Here is a 17,135-nt window from a genome sequence, read left to right as displayed (position 1 = left end):
TGACCGGCCGGGCCGGCCGGGCCGGCCGGCGCCCCGGCCCCACGGAGATCCCGCCGTTCCCCGCGAACGGCGGGATCCTCGTCGTCCGGTCGCTCAGTGGGCCGGTCGCTCAGTGAGCCGGGCCCCGCGGTGCGAAGCCAGCGACCGCCTCGGCGAGGATCTCCTCGTGGAGCGGCCACTCCGTGTCCGGGGCGGCGACCAGCAGGGCGTACAGCTTGCCGTCCGACGCGGTGAACACCCGGTCGATCACCTGGCGCCGGGTGCCGGTCGCCTCGTGGTCGTACGCGTAGACCAGTTCGGCGGCGTCACCGCCGTCCGGGGAATCCACCTCCTCCACGCTGATCTCCTGGAACCCGGGACTGGCGCTGCGGGACTCGGAGGCGGTGCGGACCGCGTCCAAGGCGCTGCCGACCCCGGTGACCTGCCAGATCTGGAGCAGCGAGGTGCCGTCCGCCGAGGTGTAGTAGACGCCGTGGTCGTCCTCGGTGCGGTTCTGCCACTCCTCGGGCACGACGACGGTGAAGCCGCCCTCGACGTCGTCCACGCGCGCGTAGCCGGGGCCTGCCGTCGCCGGGTCGGTCTCCTCGTCCGTGGGCGAAGGGCCCTCTCCGATCGGTTCGACGGGGGACTCCTCGCCCGCGCCCGGCCCACCGGACGTGTCCTCCACCGAGGCGGACTCCGAGGCCGAGGTCCCCTGTGCGGCGGCGTGGTGGTCGTCCTTGGCGAGCGTGAACCAGAGCGCGGCCGTGCACGCGGCGAGCACGCCGACCGTGAGCCCGGCGGTCAGCGGGGTGATCCGCTGCCACACCGTGCCGACGCCGTCCTCCCGTACGCCGTCCTCCCGTACGCCGTCCACCCGTACGCCGTCCCCGGGCTCGACCTCGCCGACGAAACCGCCCACGAAACCGCCGACAAGTCCGCCACCGCCCGCTTCGACGCCGGTCTCCCCGCCGGTGCCGACCGCGAACCCGCCCCGCCCGTCGGGGCCGTGGACGTATCCGCCGGCCGGACCCTCCGGCGGCTGCGGCGGTACGTACGCCCCGGGGGGCGCGACCGGCGGGGCCGGGGCCACCGGCGGGGAGGCGGGCAGCGGTGGCGGTACGGCGGGCGGGGGGTGGTCCCCCGTCTCCCACCTCTGCGTCTCGTCGTTCCAGCGCGGTGCGCCGCCGCCCTTCATCGGTCAGCCTCCCAGCAGGGCCGAGAGCTCATGGCCGACCGCGACGCCCGAGGCCAGGGTGGCGACGAACGCGCCGGCCGCCTCCATGGCCTCCCGCAGACGGACCAGCCGTCCGGGCGCGGCGGCGCCCTCCGTCCCGATCTCCTCTTCCACGGCGGCGAGTTCGGAGTCGAGCGCCCCGGTGGCGTCCGTGGCGACGAAGCGGGCGAGGTCGGCGCGCAACTCACCTACGACACGCAGCAGTTCCGCCTGCGGATCGTCACCGTCGGCCGCGAATCCGTTCTGTGTCACGGTGTTGTGGTCGCCGATGGCGAACGCGCTGCCCGTCACCGAACCGATGTGCACGCCGGCCCGGGGCTTCTGCTGCCCGTCCGTGCTTCCCATGTCATGTCCCTCCGGTGGTCCTGGGTAACGGTCTTACTCGTGCGGCGCGGGGCCCGGCCCGAGCGGTGAAGGCGGCGAGGACGTACCCGCCCTGGGGCCCGCCCCCCGGCCTGATCCCCGACCCGAACCGCGGCCCGAGCCCGGGCCGGCGCCCGGCGTGCCGGGGGTGGAGCCGCGCCGCCGGTCGCTGTTGACGGTGTTGTGGTCGCCGATGCCGATGGCGCTGTCGGTCGCGGACTCGATGAAGACCCCGCCCGCGCCGACGTGGACGATCTTCTGCTCGAACTCGTCGGTCTGCCAGCCGGCTTCGCGCAGCGCCAGCCGTACCCCGCCGGTCACCCGGTCCTCGACGCTCTTGAGGTACCGGTCGATGTCCATCTCCTGGAAGAGCGTGGCCCGGGTGTCCGAGGCCAGTTCCCGGATCGACAGCTCGGGCCCTTCCGGGAGGGCGCCGCCGTGGCCGTCGGTGAGCTGCTTCCGGCTGACGGCCGTGCCCCGGCCGAGAGTGACCAGCGAACCCATCAGGGAGGCCGGCACCCTGGTGGCGGCCCAGTACGCCTTGCCGAACCAGTTGTTGTTGCGGTGCTGGTGCGCGATCTGGTCCAGCTGCCGGAAGAACGGCAGCAGCGGCTTCAAGATGTGCGGGGCGACCTCCAGCATCAGCATCCCGCCCTGGGTGTGGACCCGGACGAAGACGGTGACCACGACCTCCTCGCCCCAGCCGCCGACCCTGATCCGCAGGAAGTGCCTGCGGCTCTCGCCGCCCTCCTCCACGGCGGCCCGCCGGTGCACCTCGAACCCCTCCGGCCCGTACGGCGCGTCCCCGCGCTTCAACAGCCCGCGTACCGGGAGGAACACGCACTCGTCCACCTGGAGTTCGCGCAGCCGGTCGCGGACGGCGGCCGCCGCCTCCGGCGAGCCGTGCGGGGACGGAACCCGCAGCCCTTCGAGCAGAGGGGCGATCCGGCGGAGGATCGCCGCGTTGTCGATGGGCTCGGCCACCGTGTCGGTGCGCGGGCGGAGTTCGACGGAGAGGTTCCACGCGCGGCGGGTGTCCCCGCTCCCGCAGAACGGATCGTCCTCGTTGTACATGATCAGCGGGGAGTGCTGCTCCACCCGGATGCGGTCACGGAGCCACCGGAACCGCCCGCCCGCGTACCGCTCCGCCGGGTCGGCGGAGAGGTCGGCGAAGCGCTGCCGGGAGAGTTCCGCTCCCATCACCCGGGAGAACTGGCCGCGTTGGAGACCCACCAGGGCGGCGAGTCCGGCGTAGGCCAGCAGGCAGAGCCAGGGCACGGAGGCGGGCATCGACTCGGAGAGCCCGCCCACGAGGCTCGGCCCCAGGGCGAACACACCGGGAAGGCTGTCGACGAAGCCGTCGTCCGAGTCGTACGAGCCGTAGTAGCCGTACGAGTCGGAGGAGCCGTAATAGTCGGAGGAGCCGCTGTCGTCGAGCCAGCCGAGGGACCCGCCCGCCACCGAAACGACGACGGCGAGCAGGAACAGGGCCATGATGCCCCGGGCGTACCAGCGGATCAGAAGGGCCGGGACGACCCGGTAGTAGGGCGGCTCGGCGGCGGTGCCCCGGATCAGCCGGGCGACCCCGACCCAGAAGGCCGCGACAGCCAGGATGCCGAAGAAACCCCGGGTGACGACGACCGCCAGCACCCAGACGGCCAACATGCCGACGGCCCACTGGATTTGGGTCTTCCGCGCCCACAGTGCATGGGCCAGCACGCGAGCCGCGTCGAAGCCGGCGGACGGGGAGACGATCCGGTTCTCCCGGAGATACAAGTGGTCGATCACCGCGTCCCGGAAGCCCTCGTGGTGATGGACTCCGGCACAGAGCAGCCGGCAGGCTTCACTGCCCGCGGGATGGACCGGAGGTCTCCCACCCGGCTCGTCCCCGCCTCGCGATTCCTGCGACGGCACGGAGGTCACGGTCACCGGCACCCCTTCGATGAGCAACCCGTCTCGTTCGCACGGGTGTTGCATGGGAAAGGACGCCAATGTAGCGGGCGGTGACGGTGTTGAGCGAGGCGATTGCACGCCAGGTGCGGGGCCGTGCACGCAACTTTCACGAGCAGGAGGCACGACGAACGGGAAGCACGACGAGCAGGAGGCACGACGAACGGGAGCGCCCGCACGGCAGGTGCCGTACGGGCGCTCCACGAGCCGGTGGGGCCGCGGGGGCCCTCAGGCTCAGATCAGGCCGAGCTCGCGGACCGCGTCGCGCTCCTCGACGAGCTCCGCGACCGACGCGTCGATGCGCGCGCGGGAGAACTCGTTGATGTCCAGGCCCTGGACGATCTCGTACGAGCCGTTCTTCGTGGTGACGGGGAACGACGAGATGATGCCCTCGGGGACGCCGTAGGAGCCGTCCGACGGGATACCCATCGAGGTCCAGTTGCCCTCGGCGGTGCCGTTGACCCAGGTGTACACGTGGTCGATGGCGGCGTTGGCGGCCGAGGCGGCGGAGGACGCGCCACGGGCCTCGATGATCGCCGCGCCGCGCTTGGCGACGGTCGGGATGAAGGTGTCGGCCAGCCACACCTCGTCGTTGACGACCTCGGCGGCGTTCTTGCCGGCGATCTCCGCGTGGAAGATGTCCGGGTACTGGGTGGCCGAGTGGTTGCCCCAGATCGTCAGCTTCTTGATGTCGGAGACGGCGGCACCGGTCTTGGCGGCCAGCTGCGAGATCGCGCGGTTGTGGTCGAGGCGGGTCATCGCGGTGAAGCGCTCGGCCGGGACGTCCGGGGCGGCGGCCTGCGCGATGAGCGCGTTGGTGTTGGCCGGGTTGCCGACGACGAGGACCTTGATGTCGTCCGCGGCGTTGTCGTTGATGGCCTTGCCCTGGGGCTTGAAGATGCCACCGTTGGCGGAGAGCAGGTCGCCGCGCTCCATGCCCTTGGTGCGCGGGCGGGCGCCGACGAGCAGCGCGACGTTGGCGCCGTTGAACGCGGCGTTGGCGTCGTCCGTGATCTCGATGCCGCGCAGCAGCGGGAAGGCGCAGTCGTCGAGCTCCATCGCGGTGCCCTCGGCGGCCTTGAGACCCTGCGGGATCTCCAGGAGACGCAGGTTGACCGGCACGTCCGGGCCGAGCAGGTGACCGGAGGCGATGCGGAAGAGCAGCGCGTAGCCGATCTGGCCGGCCGCGCCGGTCACGGTGACATTCACGGGAGTGCGGGTCATGGCGATCTCCGTTAGACAGCTGGCGGTGGGGGCTCATGGCCCCTGGAGCTGGACATCTCCTGAATCTTGATGTGAAGAGATATCCGTCGGTCAGGCTATCCGACCCTGGCCGTGCGGACCGCCCACCCCCCTGTGTCACGGCCCACAGACTCCCCGTACCGGCGCCCGGGGGCGTCCCTCCCGTCCGGGGAGGGGGGCCGGGCACGGGGGCGGTCACCGTGCGGCGGGTGACAGGGCGGTCACCGGCACAGCGGTCACCGGGCGTTGGCGAGGCGGTCACCGGGCGGTGGCAGGCCGGTGGCGGGGCGGTCACCGGGCGGTGGCAAGGCGGAGGCAGGCCGGTGGCGGGGCGGTCACCGCGCGGTGGCAAGGCGGAGGCAGGCCGGTGGCGGGGCGGTCACACGGTCCCGGAATGGTCACTTCCGTGCCACAGGGAGCGACCGTTCCTTGCCCTGCATGGTCGTGTCCATGACTCTTGGAGCGGGCCGCGGACGGCGCTCGCGTCGCCGCCCGCCGGGGCCGCACCGCCCCGCCCGCCCCGGGTGTCCGTCCCTGTCGGGGGAAGGGACGGACACCCCGCGGGGCCACTCACCGGGCGCCGGGCGGAACGCGAAAAGCGCGGGGGCCGGGCCTCAGCGGATCGTGAAGTGGACCGCGTCCTCCAGGACCGGGATGTCCAGCCACGGCTCCGGCTGCGCCATCAGCGCGAGCAGCACGATCAGCGTGCCCATCACCCCGTACGTGACGAGGTCGGTGAACCGCGACCGTACGGCGAGCATGCCGACCGACGGGACCACCCAGCGCAGCACGGCCCCGGTCAGCAGGGCCACCCCGATCAGCAGGGAGCCGATCCGGAAGGCCTCGGTGAACGGGTCGGTGGCCACGATGAGCAGCCCCAGGGCCGCCGTCACGAGCACCGTGAGCAGCGGCCACTGGCGGGCCGGTGCGGGGGCGTCGCCGGACGCCGCCCGGCCACCGCCCTCGGGGCGGGCGGTGTCACGGGTCAGCGAGAACCGCCAGGACCGCTGGGGCGTCGCGGGGGACGATCCCTGCGGTTCCGCGGCCCCCTCGGGCTCCCCGGCGGGTCCCCCCGCCTCTTCCGCTTTTCCGGCACGGTCCGCGTCACCCGGGTCCCGCGCTTCGCGGCGGGCGGGGTCTGCCGGGCTCGTGGCAGCAGCCATCGGGTTCCTTCCGGGTCTGCACGGACGACGGCGCGTCCGGTCGGGCGACCGGACTCGCGAGGGAAACGTTCGGACGCGTCGGACGCGTCCGGCGCCTCGGGGTCAGCCGGCTGCCGGGGCGTCGGCCGCGGCGGCGTCGCGCTCGGCCGCCTCGACGACGTTGACCAGCAGCTGGGCGCGGGTCATCGGGCCGACTCCGCCCGGGTTCGGCGAGATCCAGGCGGCGACCTCGGCCACGCCCGGGTGCACGTCTCCGACGATCTTGCCGTTCTCGTCGCGGCTGACGCCGACGTCGAGCACGGCGGCGCCCGGCTTCACGTCCTCGGGCTTGATGATGTGGGCCACCCCGGCGGCGGCGACGATGATGTCCGCCTCCTTGAGGTGGGCGGAGAGGTCGCGGGTGCCGGTGTGGCACTGGGTGACCGTGGCGTTCTCGGACTTACGGGTCAGCAGCAGCGGGATCGGACGGCCGATGGTGACACCGCGGCCGACGACCACGACGTGCTTCCCCTTGATCTCCACGCCGTGGTGGCGGAGCAGCTGGACGACGCCCTGCGGGGTGCAGGGCAGCGGGCCGGTCTCGTTCAGGACGAGGCGGCCGAGGTTCATGGGGTGCAGCCCGTCGGCGTCCTTGGCCGGATCCATCAGCTCCAGCACGCGGTTGGTGTCGATGCCCTTGGGGAGCGGGAGCTGCACGATGTAACCGGTGCAGTCGGGGTTGGCGTTGAGCTCGCGTACGACGTCCTCGATCTCCTCCTGGGTGGCGGTGTCGGGGAGTTCGCGCTGGATCGAGCCGATGCCGACCTGCGCGCAGTCGCGGTGCTTGCCGTTGACGTACCACTTGCTGCCCGGGTCGTCCCCGACGAGCAGGGTTCCGAGGCCTGGCGTGACGCCCCGCTCCTTGAGGGCCGCCACACGGATGGTGAGTTCGGACTTGATCGTTGCTGCGGTGGCCTTGCCATCGAGAATCTGGGCGGTCATGCCCCCATCCTCGCGGATGAACCCACCTGCGGACCAATTCGGGTCCGGTGTCCGGACCTGTGAGGTTGCACTCGCACAACTACTACGCCAATCGGGTGGACAGAAACCGGCCAGCGGGACGACGATGAGGCGCGCAGCAATGCGGACAGTGCCGGGGGGACGAACCGTTGTATGCGCAGCCGTACCTCCGCGCGGGCCGCACCGTCCCCGCACCATCACAACGGAGGAACCTCGCCATGAGCTTCGGCGACCCCAACAACCCCTACGGCCAGCCGCAGCCGGGCGCCCAGCAGCCCGGCCAGCAGCCCGGATACGGCTACCCGCAGGCCCCGCAGGGCGTACCCCAGCAGGGCTACGGCTACCCCCAGGCGCCGTACGGTCAGGGCGGTTTCCCGGCCGGCCCGACCGAGATGCCGGGTGGGGTGAAGGCGGCCCGCGTGATGCTCTTCGTGATGGGCGGCCTCAGCGTCATCGGCACCATCCTCTTCGCGCTCAGCGCGGTGGCCGTCAGCGCCGCCAAGAACGACGCCTCCCTCCAGGAGGACGTGCAGTTCCAGCAGCTCGCGGACTACTCGGGCGGCGTGCTGTGGGCCATCACCGTCTTCGCGCTGGTGTGGGCGGTGTTCGCCATCGTGCTCGCTGCGAAGTTCCGCAGCGGGGGCAGCGGCCTGCGCGTCACGGCCATCGTGTTCGGTGCGGTGACGGCGATCCTCGGCATCTACCCGTTCGTCCTGGTCGGCCTCGTCTACACGGTGCTCGCCGTTCTCGTCATCGTGTTCTCGGCCAACGGCGACGGCAGCGCCTGGTTCAACCGTCACAAGCAGCCGCAGCAGTACTGACGCCGCGTCGGTACCGCCTGCGTACGAAGGCCGTGTCCCCGCACTCCGCGGGGCACGGCCTTCGCCGTGTCCGGGCCGGATGTCAGCCCGCCGGAATCCGTTCCACCACCACGATGCTCCCGGTGCGGAGCTTGAGCCGGTAGGTGGCCTCCGGGTGCAGCTGCGTCGCGTACGCCGCCGGGTCCTGGATCGAACTGGCCCAGCCCGCGTCCAGGTTGAAGGCGACGATGTCGGGGGCGGTACCGGGCGCGCCACCGATCCAGTAGACGGTCCGGTCTGCGGTGAGGTGCGCCATCAGCGCGATGTCGGTCTCCACGCTGGCGCCCACCGGGATCGCCGCCATCGCCTCGCGCGCCGCGTACGTGCCGGCGTCGGCGCGGTAGGTCTCCGGGCGCAGCAGCTCGCGCAGCGGCAGGTGCTGGGTCATGGCGAAGGCGATGCCCACGGTCACCGGGACTACCGCTCCGGCGAAGGAGGCGAGCCAGGGCCTGGCCGACGTACGGCTGCGGCGGATGCCGTCCGCCATGGCGAGGAAGACCATCGGCATGAGGACGGCGCTGTAGTGCCAGACCATGCCCCAGTGGTTCTCGTCCCTGGAGAGCAACCGCCAGCCGAGCGTGGGCAGGACGAGCAGCACCAACGGTGAACGCAGCGCCATGAAGGCGGTGATGCCGAAGAGGAAGACCAGCATCTCGATCTTGACGGACGAGTCGAACGCCCCGAGCACCACGTCGAGGGTGGAGACGTGCTGTTGGCCGTCGGTGTCGATCTTCTTCCAGTAGTCGTAACCGCCCGCGTTGCTGGCCGCCGGTATCAGGACGAAGACGGTGAGCACGAAGGCACAGGCGCCGGTGATGGCGAGCAGTGTGCCCTGGAACCGCTGTCCGAGGACGAAGAGGACCAGGCCGACGGCGGCCACGGTGATGCCGAGGTCCTCCTTGACCAGGACCAGCGGCAGGGCCCAGAGGACGGCGGCCGTCCAGCGTTCGGTGAGCAGCGCCCGGCAGACGAGGGCGATCAGCGGGACGGCGAGGGCGATCTCGTGGAAGTCGGACTTCACCGCCTCCTGGAGCCCCCAGGAGAGCCCGTACGCGACCGTGACCCAGGGCCCGTGACGGCCGCCGAGGACCTGCTGGACGGTACGCCCCACGATGACGGCGGAGAGCGCGAAGAGGGCGGCCTGCGCGAACAGCAGGGCGACGGCGGAGGGCCAGATCCAGTAGAGCGGGACGAGCAGCGCCACCGCCGGGGAGAAGTGGTCGCCGAGGATCAGGTAGCCGGGGCCCTTGATGTCGACGACCGGCGCGTGGAACCCGGCGTACGCGCGTACCTCCTGCTCGAAGATGCCGAGGTCCCAGGAGGGCGAGTCGAAGCGCGCGTACTGGAGGTAGGCGTAGAGGAAGTACAGGGCGCAGAGGACCGCGCCGATGATCAGATACGGACGCAGCGGAACACGGCCGGACCGCTCGCCGGGAGCCGTCGCGTCCGGAACCGTCGCGTCCGGAACCGTCGCGTCGGGAGCAGTCGCCTCCGGAGCCGTCGCGTCGGGGCCCGTCGCACCGGGCGTGGGTTCCTCCGGCCGCGGCTCGTCGTCCGTGCGCGGGCGGGGGGCCTTGCCGCGCGCCTGCTGCGCGGGGACGGACCAGCCGTTGCCGCTTCCGGTACGGCTCCGGGCGTCGCCGCCCGGGCCGGGCGCTTTCCCCATCCGCAATGAATTCACCCACCGGTTCGCATCGAGTCGTGCACGCCGATCGGAGGGGCTCGCGAACCGTTTTCGACGGCTCGCGGATCGCGCGCCCCCGCACACCCCTTCGGACAAGCGATCCATTAGAACAGAGAGACGGTGCCCCGGGGAGACCTCGGTTCCGTCCCGTCCCCCGGCGCCCGGGACCAGGGGCCAGGGGGCAGGGGGCCCTACACGTGCGGCCCGCCGGGAGGATTCCCGGCGGGCCGCACGAACCGTCATCCCGGCGGGGATTCCGGCGGTGCTACCGCGTGACTCAGTGGAAGAAGTGGCGCGTACCCGTGAAGTACATGGTCACGCCGGCCTTCTTCGCGGCCTCGACCACCAGCTCGTCGCGGACCGAACCGCCCGGCTGGGCCACGGCCTTGATCCCGGCGGCGGTCAGGATCTCCAGACCGTCGGGGAAGGGGAAGAAGGCGTCGGAGGCGGCGTACGAGCCCTGGGCGCGCTCGGCGCCCGCGCGCTCGACGGCGAGCTTGGCGGAGTCGACGCGGTTGACCTGGCCCATGCCGACGCCGACCGAGGCGCCGTCCTTGGCGAGCAGGATCGCGTTGGACTTGACCGCGCGGCTCGCCTTCCAGGCGAACGCGAGGTCCTTCAGCTCGTCGGCGGAGAGCGCCTCGCCGGTGGCGAGGGTCCAGTTGGCCGGGTCGTCGCCGTCGGCCTGGAGGCGGTCGGTGACCTGGAGCAGCGCGCCGCCGTCGATCGGCTTGACCTCGACCGGGGCGGTCGGGGCGCCCTCGCAGCGCAGCACGCGGATGTTCTTCTTGCGGGCGAGGACCTCGACCGCGCCGTCCTCGTACGCCGGGGCGACGATGACCTCGGTGAAGATCTCGGCGACCTGCTCGGCCATCTCGACGGTCACCGGGCGGTTGACGGCGATGACCCCGCCGAACGCGGAGAGCGGGTCGCAGGCGTGCGCCTTGCGGTGCGCCTCGGCCACGTCGTCGGCGATGGCGATGCCGCACGGGTTGGCGTGCTTGATGATCGCGACGCACGGCTCGGCGTGGTCGTACGCGGCCCGGCGCGCGGCGTCGGTGTCCGTGTAGTTGTTGTAGGACATCTCCTTGCCGTGCAGCTGCTCCGCCTCGGCGAGACCGCCGGCACCGGAGGTGTAGAGGGCCGCGGGCTGGTGCGGGTTCTCGCCGTAGCGCAGGACGTTGGAGCGCTCGTACGTCGTACCGAAGAAGTCGGGGAAGCCGGAGTCGTCCGCGGCGGCGTAGTCGGCGGCGAACCAGGAGGCGACGGCCACGTCGTACGCGGCGGTGTGCTGGAAGGCCTCGGCGGCGAGCCGCTTGCGGGCGGTCAGGTCGAAGCCGCCGGCCTTCACCGCGGCGAGGACGTCGGCGTACCGCTCGGGGCTGGTGACGACGGCCACGGACGGGTGGTTCTTGGCCGCGGCGCGGACCATGGACGGGCCGCCGATGTCGATCTGCTCGACGCACTCGTCGTCGGAGGCGCCGGAGGCGACGGTCTCCTTGAACGGGTACAGGTTGACGACCACCAGGTCGAAGGGCTCCACGCCCAGCTCGGCGAGCTGCTCACGGTGGGAGTCGAGGCGCAGGTCGGCGAGGATGCCGGCGTGCACGCGCGGGTGGAGCGTCTTCACGCGGCCGTCGAGGCACTCGGGGAAGCCGGTGAGCTCCTCGACCTTGGTGACCGGGACGCCGGCGGCGGCGATCTTTCCGGCGGTGGAGCCGGTCGAGACCAGCTCGACGCCCGCCTCGTGCAGACCGCGGGCGAGGTCTTCCAGCCCCGTCTTGTCGTAGACACTGACCAGGGCGCGGCGGATGGGCTTATTCACCGAGATGAACCTTTCGTCCCTCAATGCGATGACCGTCACGGGCGATCCGCCCCACGGCCTCGACGAGCAGCTTGCGCTCGACTTCCTTGATGCGTTCGTGGAGAGCGGCTTCGCCCTCCGGGGTGTCCTCTTCGGTCACCTCGACCACGCCCTGCGCGATGATCGGACCGGTGTCGACGCCGTCGTCGACGAAGTGGACGGTGCACCCCGTGACCTTCACGCCGTACGCGAGTGCGTCACGCACTCCGTGGGCGCCGGGGAAGCTGGGGAGCAGGGCGGGGTGGGTGTTGACGATCCGGCCGCCGAACGCGGCCAGGAACTCCTTGCCCACGATCTTCATGAAACCGGCCGAGACGACGAGATCGGGCCGGTACCCGGCGGTGGCGGCGGCCAGCGCGGCGTCCCACTCCTCGCGGGTGGCGTGGTCCTTCACCTTGCACACGAAGGTGGGGATGCCGGCACGCTCGGCCCGCTCCAGACCGACGATGCCCTCGCGGTCGGCGCCGACCGCGACGATCCGGGCGCCGTACCCCTGGGGGTCGGCGTCGATGGCGTCGAGCAGCGCCTGGAGGTTCGTACCGGAACCGGAGACCAGCACGACCAGACGGGCCGGATCGACGGAGCGGGCCGGATCGGCTGAGGTGGGCGAGGCCACGGCTGGGCCCTTTCTCGCATGGAGACGCGCCTGCGGTGTGCCGGCGGAACTCTGCACTGATGAACTCTTCGTACGGTCTCTTTGTACGGTCCTACGAACGAAGATCGCCCCCGGGTACGGGGGACTCTACGAACGGACCGACCGTCGGCAACGATACCGGCACACCCTGCCGCCCCCACGGGACGGGGGCGGGGCCGGGAGGTAGCGTCAGGGGACGCGAACCGTCCGACGGGCGGAAACGACAAGATGGGGAAGACGTTCACCACATGCCGGACCGACGCCGCCGCACCGACTCCCGCCCTCCGCAGCCTTCGCTCTTTCCGCGCCATCCGCAGCTCTCGCCGCTGACCGGGGGCGCCCCGACGAGGCCGGTGGGCGCACCGTCGGCACCCCTGCTGCGGGAGCGGCAGCCCTCGCCGCACGGCGGCTCCGATGCGCCCGGTGCGACCGGTTCGGGTACGCCGGACACCTCGGGCACGTCCGGCGGGCAGGGCACCCCGGGCGAGGCCGAGGGCCGGGACCGGCCCTCGCCCGCCGCCCCCGTCGAGGACAACCCCTTCGCGGCACCCCCGCAGGGGCGGCCCGACCAGCCCTGGCGGCCCCGCCACCCCTCGCACCCCTCGGCCCACAGCGGCCGGGGCGACGGGCAGGGCGGCGGGAACGGCCAGGGGAACGGCCCGTCCGACGACCGCCCGGTCTGGGGCAGCCAGTGGAGCGACCGGCAGCCCGGCCGGGAGGGCGGCGACTTCGGCCGGCGCCCCGGAGCGGGCGGCGGGCCGGAGCGCCCCGACGGCGGCCGGGGCGGCATGCGGTGGGACCCCACCGATCCCGCCCAGCGCCGCGCCCGCTACGCGGTGCTCAGCGGAATGTGGGCCTTCTTCTTCGTCCTGTTCGGCTTCCCGGAGATCGCCCTGCTGCTCGGCGCGCTCGGTACGTACTGGGCGATCAGTTCGCTGCGCGCCGATCCGAAGCCGCCGGCGCCCGCCGACGGACCGACGGGTTCCGGCCACGCCGGAACGACCCCCGCCCCGGGCGCCCAGGCGCCCGGCGGCGCCCCCGCGCCCGGTTCCGTACCGCCGGGCGGGCAGCCCGTACCGGGCGCCCCCGGCGTCGGGAAGCCGCAGACCACGGCGGCGGTCAGCGGCCTGGTGACCGCGCTGCTGGCGCTGGCGATGGTGGCCGGGACGTTCACCGTCCAGCTGGTCTACCGCGACTACTACACCTGCGTGGACGACGCACTGACCCGTTCCAGCGCGCTGGCCTGCAACGACCTCTTGCCGGACCCCCTCGAACCGATCTTCGGCGTCAAGAACTGACCCACCCCCACCCTCCGTCGACGGCCCGGCCCCTGCTTCAGGAGCCGGGCCGTTCGCACGGGGCGGGCCGCCCGTACGGCGACGTCCGCGCAGGCACCCGGGCGCACACGTCCGGGCCCGCGCGTCCGGGCCGCACACACCGAGCCGGGACAGCCCACAGGGAGACGAATTCCGGCCACCCCGGCCGCGCGGAGCCGTCGGCCGGGACGCGTCCCACCGCACCCCGCACACCTCGTGACGCGCACCGCCGACGCGCACCGCCGACGCTCCCCGCCGGCCGCGCACCGCCGCCCGACCCAGGCCCGGTACCCCCTCGGCTACGCATTCCGGAATACCCGTGCGCGAGCGAAAAATTTTCGAAATGTTTCGAATTCCACGCCCTCCCTCGACCCTTAATGAGTTCCCCTATCCGGGGATTACCACGACCTCGATCACGCAATCCCGGATGAGACTCATACTGACCTGGGAAAACATGCCTCCGCCCCCCAGGCCGGTCAAAAAAGTTTTTCGCGATACCTGCCGAAACCATTGACACCCCCGAGCGCCGAATCAACACTGGCGTCGCCAACAGACCTCAAAGGCCGTCGATTTGAGGGCACCCGCACGAGCCGCCCCTAACGGCTCCCGGGCGCAACAGGACCGCACCACCGCGCCGCGTCGCCCCCTACACCGACACGGCTCAACTCCTGACGCGTCCATGACATTTCCGGGCCGGGGTGACGCCCTGCCACCTGGTCTCCGGCCAGTCCGCACAAGGAGGAAGCATGTTCACGAAGGAAGGCACCACTCGGCCGAGGAGCCGCGGCCTCAGCCGCTTGCGGCTCCTCGGCCGGGCCTTCGCCCTGGCTGCGGCGGCGACCGCGCTGATTCTGCCGGGCACCGCCAACGCCGACACGACGATCAACTCGAACCAGACCGGCACCAACAACGGCTACTACTACTCGTACTGGTCCGACGGTGGCGGATCGGTCTCCATGAACCTCGGTTCCGGCGGGAATTACAGCACCAACTGGAGCAACGTCGGAAACTTCGTCGCCGGTAAGGGCTGGAGCACCGGCGGGCGCCGGAGCGTGAACTACACCGGCACGTTCAACCCGTCCGGCAATGCCTATCTGGCCCTTTACGGCTGGACCACCAACCCGCTCGTCGAGTACTACGTCGTCGACAACTGGGGCACCTACCGGCCCACCGGCACCTTCAAGGGCACGGTGACCAGCGACGGCGGCACCTACGACATCTACGAGACGACGCGAACCAACGCCCCGTCCATCGAGGGAACCAAGACCTTCAACCAGTACTGGAGCGTCCGGCAGTCGAAGAAGACCGGTGGAACCATCACCACGGGCAACCACTTCGACGCCTGGGCGAGCAAGGGCATGAACCTGGGGTCCTTCAACTACATGGTGCTCGCCACCGAGGGCTACCAGAGCAGTGGTAACTCCAACATCACCCTCGACGGCACCGGCGGCAGCACCGGGGGCGGGAGCACCGGCGGCGGCAGCACGGGCGGTGGCGGTACGAGCAGCGGCTGCACCGCGACGCTCTCCGCCGGCGACAAGTGGAGCGACCGCTACAACCTCAACGTCTCGGTCAGCGGCTCCAGCAACTGGACCGTGACGATGAACGTGCCCTCGCCCGAGAAGGTCCTCTCCACCTGGAACATCGGCGCAAGCTACCCGAGCGCCCAGCAACTCGTCGCGAAACCGAACGGCAGCGGCAACAACTGGGGCGTGACGATCCAGACCAACGGCACCTGGACCTGGCCGACGGTCTCCTGCACCGCGAGCTGACCCGCGGCCACCGAGGTATCCGCACCGACCGCGGCACCCGCACATCGGCACGACCCGCGCCCGACCCGACCGGGCGCGGCAGCACGGCGGCGCGGCAGCCTCAGGTTGCCGCGCCGTCCGTCGTCGTCGGCCGGGGGTCCTCCGGCTCGGGACGGCTCGCGGGCTCCGACCTCGGCAGGAAGTCGTAGCTCTCGGAACCGGGTTCGGCGGGACGGGCGGTCGGGGCAAGGGGCGGAGTGACGGGCGGGGCAAGGGGCACGGCAAGGGGCGGAGCAACGGGCGCGGCCAGGGGCGGAGTGACGGGCGCGCCGACGACAGGAGCGACGACGGGCGCCGTGACAGGTGAGGCGACGGGCGCGGCGGGCCTTCCCGCCGGGCTCGCGGGGGCCGGCGGAGCTGACGGCGTACCGGCTGCCGCCGTCGCTCCGGACGCTTCGGGCTTCCGCCACGTCCGCCACGTCCGCCACGTCGTCCACGTCGTCCACGTCCGCCGCGTCGTCCACGTCCGCCGGGGTAGGCGCGGGTTCCACCACGCGCGCGCTTCTCCGGAGACCGCTCCGCGGGATTCCTGTGCGGCCCCGCCCGGGAACTCCGCCCCGGGAGCGGCCGCCGGCGAGGACGCGGACCGCCAGAAACCGGATGCGCGCGCGGGTCGCGCCGTCCACTCCGGCACCGCCACGGCCTCGGGCACCTTGCTCGTGACTCCCGCGCCCCGCACCGCTTCGGCCGTCTCCCACCGCCAGCCCCAGGTCTGTTCCCGCAGCCTCCAGGCCCTCATGAGCAGGGCCAGGGGCACTCCCAGCACGACGGTCCAGATCACCGCGGCGCCGCCGGTCAGCCACCAGACCGGGCCGAACTCGGCGAGCGCCCGAGTCCCCATCGGCCCGCCCGCGAGGGCGGCGAGGGCGGCCGTCCCCGCACCGCAGCCGATCGCCGCGAGCCCCGTGACCAGCGCGGTCTCCCCCGGGCTCCAGGCGTCCTCGCGCGCTCCGTACAGCGGGGCCGCCCTCCGCACGGTGAACCAGGCGACGGCGAACGCCGCCAGCAGGGGGACCGCGCAGGCCGTTGCGTTCGCGGCGGTTCCGGGGCCCGGATCGGGCAGGGCGGCCAGCAGCGGGAACCCGGGGAGCGCGGGGTCGCCGTGGAAACCGAGGGGGGCGACCGTCGCCTCCGTACCGAGCGAGAAGCCGGGCCCGAGTCCGTACGACGCCGCCCACACCGCCGCGTTCGGTACCAGCGCCATCGCGAGCAGCAACACCGCGACCTTCCCGGACACCTCGTCGGAGAGCGCCAGGAACGATTCCTCGGCGGCGGCCCGATGCCGTACGAGCCCCACCGCGACGAGCAGCGCGCCGCCGCCGAGCAGCACGACGACCCCCGCCAGCGCCGAGCGGGTCGCCGCTTCGGCCCTGTCCCGGAAGAGGGTCCGGGCGACCGCTTCCTGGACCCGCAGCGGGGCCCAGGACGGGGTGGCGCCCAACGGCCGGCCGGACGCCGTCCACACCCCGGCCACCGCCGCACCCGCCACCACGGCCACCAGCGGGAACGCCAGGGTGGCCGAATTCCCGGTGTCCACGCTCAGCGGGGCCGACCGGACGAAGGCCACCGCTCCCGCGACCACCAGCAGATAGCCGGTCGTCACCGCGCAGCAGACGGCGGCCGCCGACGGCGGTGGCCGCTCGTCCGTCGCCTCCATCGGGCCCACCGGGTCCACCGCGTCCAGCGCGTCGCGGGCGGCCCGGTGCAACAGCCACACGGGGAGCGCCGTCAGCAGCAGGGGGACGGTCGCCACCGGCGCGGGGATTGAGCTGAGGGTGTCACTCCTGACGAGTTCGGCGCCGTGCGAGAGCAGCCACAGGGCCGCCGCCGTACGCATCGTCCCGCCGGGTCCCGCGTCGGAGTAGGGGGAGCTGATCCAGAGCCCCATCAGGAGGACGGTGAGGGTGGCGAGACCGAGTCCGGCCGCGATCGCACCGCGCAGGAGTGCGGAGGCCAGGGCGGCAGCCCTGCCGCGTCCGGAGGACAACATCGGGCTGCGATCGGTCACTTGGGTCACGCCCGCCATGCTGCCA

At 72.4% G+C, this 17,135-nt stretch carries 13 protein-coding genes; 3 read left to right on the top strand and 10 right to left on the bottom strand.

Annotation, left to right across the window (positions count from 1 at the left end):
• Positions 1-109: 109 nt before the first annotated feature.
• From OHA55_RS20025 to OHA55_RS20000, 6 genes are all read right to left on the bottom strand, one after another.
• Positions 110-1,177 carry a serine/arginine repetitive matrix protein 2 gene (locus tag OHA55_RS20025; protein WP_266708243.1) on the bottom strand — a complete coding sequence of 356 codons (1,068 nt, stop codon included), beginning with the start codon at positions 1,175-1,177 and terminating at the stop codon, positions 110-112.
• 3 nt (positions 1,178-1,180) lie between these two features.
• A complete protein-coding gene (locus tag OHA55_RS20020) occupies positions 1,181-1,561 on the bottom strand; it encodes a hypothetical protein (protein ID WP_266708241.1) in 381 nt (126 codons plus the stop codon).
• Positions 1,562-1,594: 33 nt separating this feature from the next.
• Positions 1,595-3,508 (bottom strand): hypothetical protein, encoded by a 1,914-nt coding sequence (locus OHA55_RS20015; RefSeq protein WP_266708239.1) that lies wholly within the window; start codon positions 3,506-3,508, stop codon positions 1,595-1,597.
• 255 nt (positions 3,509-3,763) lie between these two features.
• Entirely contained in the window at positions 3,764-4,753 is a 990-nt protein-coding gene (locus OHA55_RS20010) for a malate dehydrogenase (protein ID WP_266708237.1), read from the bottom strand.
• A gap of 632 nt (positions 4,754-5,385) precedes the next feature.
• The gene (locus tag OHA55_RS20005; protein WP_266708235.1) at positions 5,386-5,934 is read right to left on the bottom strand and encodes a DUF3017 domain-containing protein; all 549 of its coding nucleotides are present in this window, start codon (positions 5,932-5,934) and stop codon (positions 5,386-5,388) included.
• A gap of 102 nt (positions 5,935-6,036) precedes the next feature.
• Positions 6,037-6,915, bottom strand: a complete 879-nt coding sequence (locus tag OHA55_RS20000; protein ID WP_266708233.1) for a bifunctional methylenetetrahydrofolate dehydrogenase/methenyltetrahydrofolate cyclohydrolase — start codon at positions 6,913-6,915, stop codon at positions 6,037-6,039.
• Positions 6,916-7,151: 236 nt separating this feature from the next.
• On the opposite strand from OHA55_RS20000, the gene OHA55_RS19995 reads away from it, so the two are divergent.
• Positions 7,152-7,754 carry a hypothetical protein gene (locus OHA55_RS19995; RefSeq protein ID WP_266708231.1) on the top strand — a complete coding sequence of 201 codons (603 nt, stop codon included), beginning with the start codon at positions 7,152-7,154 and terminating at the stop codon, positions 7,752-7,754.
• 82 nt (positions 7,755-7,836) lie between these two features.
• On the opposite strand, the gene OHA55_RS19990 is transcribed toward OHA55_RS19995, so the two are convergent.
• The 3 genes from OHA55_RS19990 to purN all read right to left on the bottom strand — a co-directional run bounded on the left by OHA55_RS19990 (position 7,837) and on the right by purN (position 11,957).
• On the bottom strand, positions 7,837-9,459 hold the full coding sequence (locus tag OHA55_RS19990) for a DUF2079 domain-containing protein (protein ID WP_266708229.1): 1,623 nt from the start codon (positions 9,457-9,459) through the stop codon (positions 7,837-7,839).
• A 295-nt stretch (positions 9,460-9,754) separates the two neighbouring features.
• Positions 9,755-11,308 carry a bifunctional phosphoribosylaminoimidazolecarboxamide formyltransferase/IMP cyclohydrolase gene (purH, locus tag OHA55_RS19985; protein ID WP_266710828.1) on the bottom strand — a complete coding sequence of 518 codons (1,554 nt, stop codon included), beginning with the start codon at positions 11,306-11,308 and terminating at the stop codon, positions 9,755-9,757.
• Positions 11,295-11,957 (bottom strand): phosphoribosylglycinamide formyltransferase, encoded by a 663-nt coding sequence (purN, locus tag OHA55_RS19980; RefSeq protein WP_266708227.1) that lies wholly within the window; start codon positions 11,955-11,957, stop codon positions 11,295-11,297. Before purN ends, purH begins: the two co-directional genes overlap by 14 nt.
• 266 nt (positions 11,958-12,223) lie before the next feature.
• Between purN and OHA55_RS19975 the strand changes: the two genes are divergently transcribed.
• The gene (locus tag OHA55_RS19975; RefSeq protein ID WP_266708225.1) at positions 12,224-13,273 is read left to right on the top strand and encodes a hypothetical protein; all 1,050 of its coding nucleotides are present in this window, start codon (positions 12,224-12,226) and stop codon (positions 13,271-13,273) included.
• Positions 13,274-14,037: 764 nt separating this feature from the next.
• Positions 14,038-15,063 carry a glycoside hydrolase family 11 protein gene (locus tag OHA55_RS19970; protein WP_266708223.1) on the top strand — a complete coding sequence of 342 codons (1,026 nt, stop codon included), beginning with the start codon at positions 14,038-14,040 and terminating at the stop codon, positions 15,061-15,063.
• A gap of 100 nt (positions 15,064-15,163) precedes the next feature.
• Here the strand turns inward: OHA55_RS19970 and OHA55_RS19965 are convergent, their stop codons facing one another.
• Entirely contained in the window at positions 15,164-17,128 is a 1,965-nt protein-coding gene (locus OHA55_RS19965; protein ID WP_266708221.1) for a DUF6350 family protein, read from the bottom strand.
• Positions 17,129-17,135: the final 7 nt, after the last annotated feature.

Origin of the sequence: Streptomyces sp. NBC_00102 (assembly GCF_026343115.1) — a bacterium.
Lineage (GTDB): Bacteria > Actinomycetota > Actinomycetes > Streptomycetales > Streptomycetaceae > Streptomyces.
This window is presented reverse-complemented; position numbering and strand designations above follow the sequence as displayed.

Coding starts and splice junctions, on each gene's coding strand:
- OHA55_RS20025 (WP_266708243.1), bottom strand. CDS start 1,177: ATGAAGGGCGGCGGCGCACCGCGCTGGAACGACGAGACGCAGAGGTGG.
- OHA55_RS20020 (WP_266708241.1), bottom strand. CDS start 1,561: ATGGGAAGCACGGACGGGCAGCAGAAGCCCCGGGCCGGCGTGCACATC.
- OHA55_RS20010 (WP_266708237.1), bottom strand. CDS start 4,753: ATGACCCGCACTCCCGTGAATGTCACCGTGACCGGCGCGGCCGGCCAG.
- OHA55_RS20005 (WP_266708235.1), bottom strand. CDS start 5,934: ATGGCTGCTGCCACGAGCCCGGCAGACCCCGCCCGCCGCGAAGCGCGG.
- OHA55_RS20000 (WP_266708233.1), bottom strand. CDS start 6,915: ATGACCGCCCAGATTCTCGATGGCAAGGCCACCGCAGCAACGATCAAG.
- OHA55_RS19995 (WP_266708231.1), top strand. CDS start 7,152: ATGAGCTTCGGCGACCCCAACAACCCCTACGGCCAGCCGCAGCCGGGC.
- OHA55_RS19990 (WP_266708229.1), bottom strand. CDS start 9,459: ATGGGGAAAGCGCCCGGCCCGGGCGGCGACGCCCGGAGCCGTACCGGA.
- OHA55_RS19975 (WP_266708225.1), top strand. CDS start 12,224: ATGCCGGACCGACGCCGCCGCACCGACTCCCGCCCTCCGCAGCCTTCG.
- OHA55_RS19970 (WP_266708223.1), top strand. CDS start 14,038: ATGTTCACGAAGGAAGGCACCACTCGGCCGAGGAGCCGCGGCCTCAGC.
- OHA55_RS19965 (WP_266708221.1), bottom strand. CDS start 17,128: ATGGCGGGCGTGACCCAAGTGACCGATCGCAGCCCGATGTTGTCCTCC.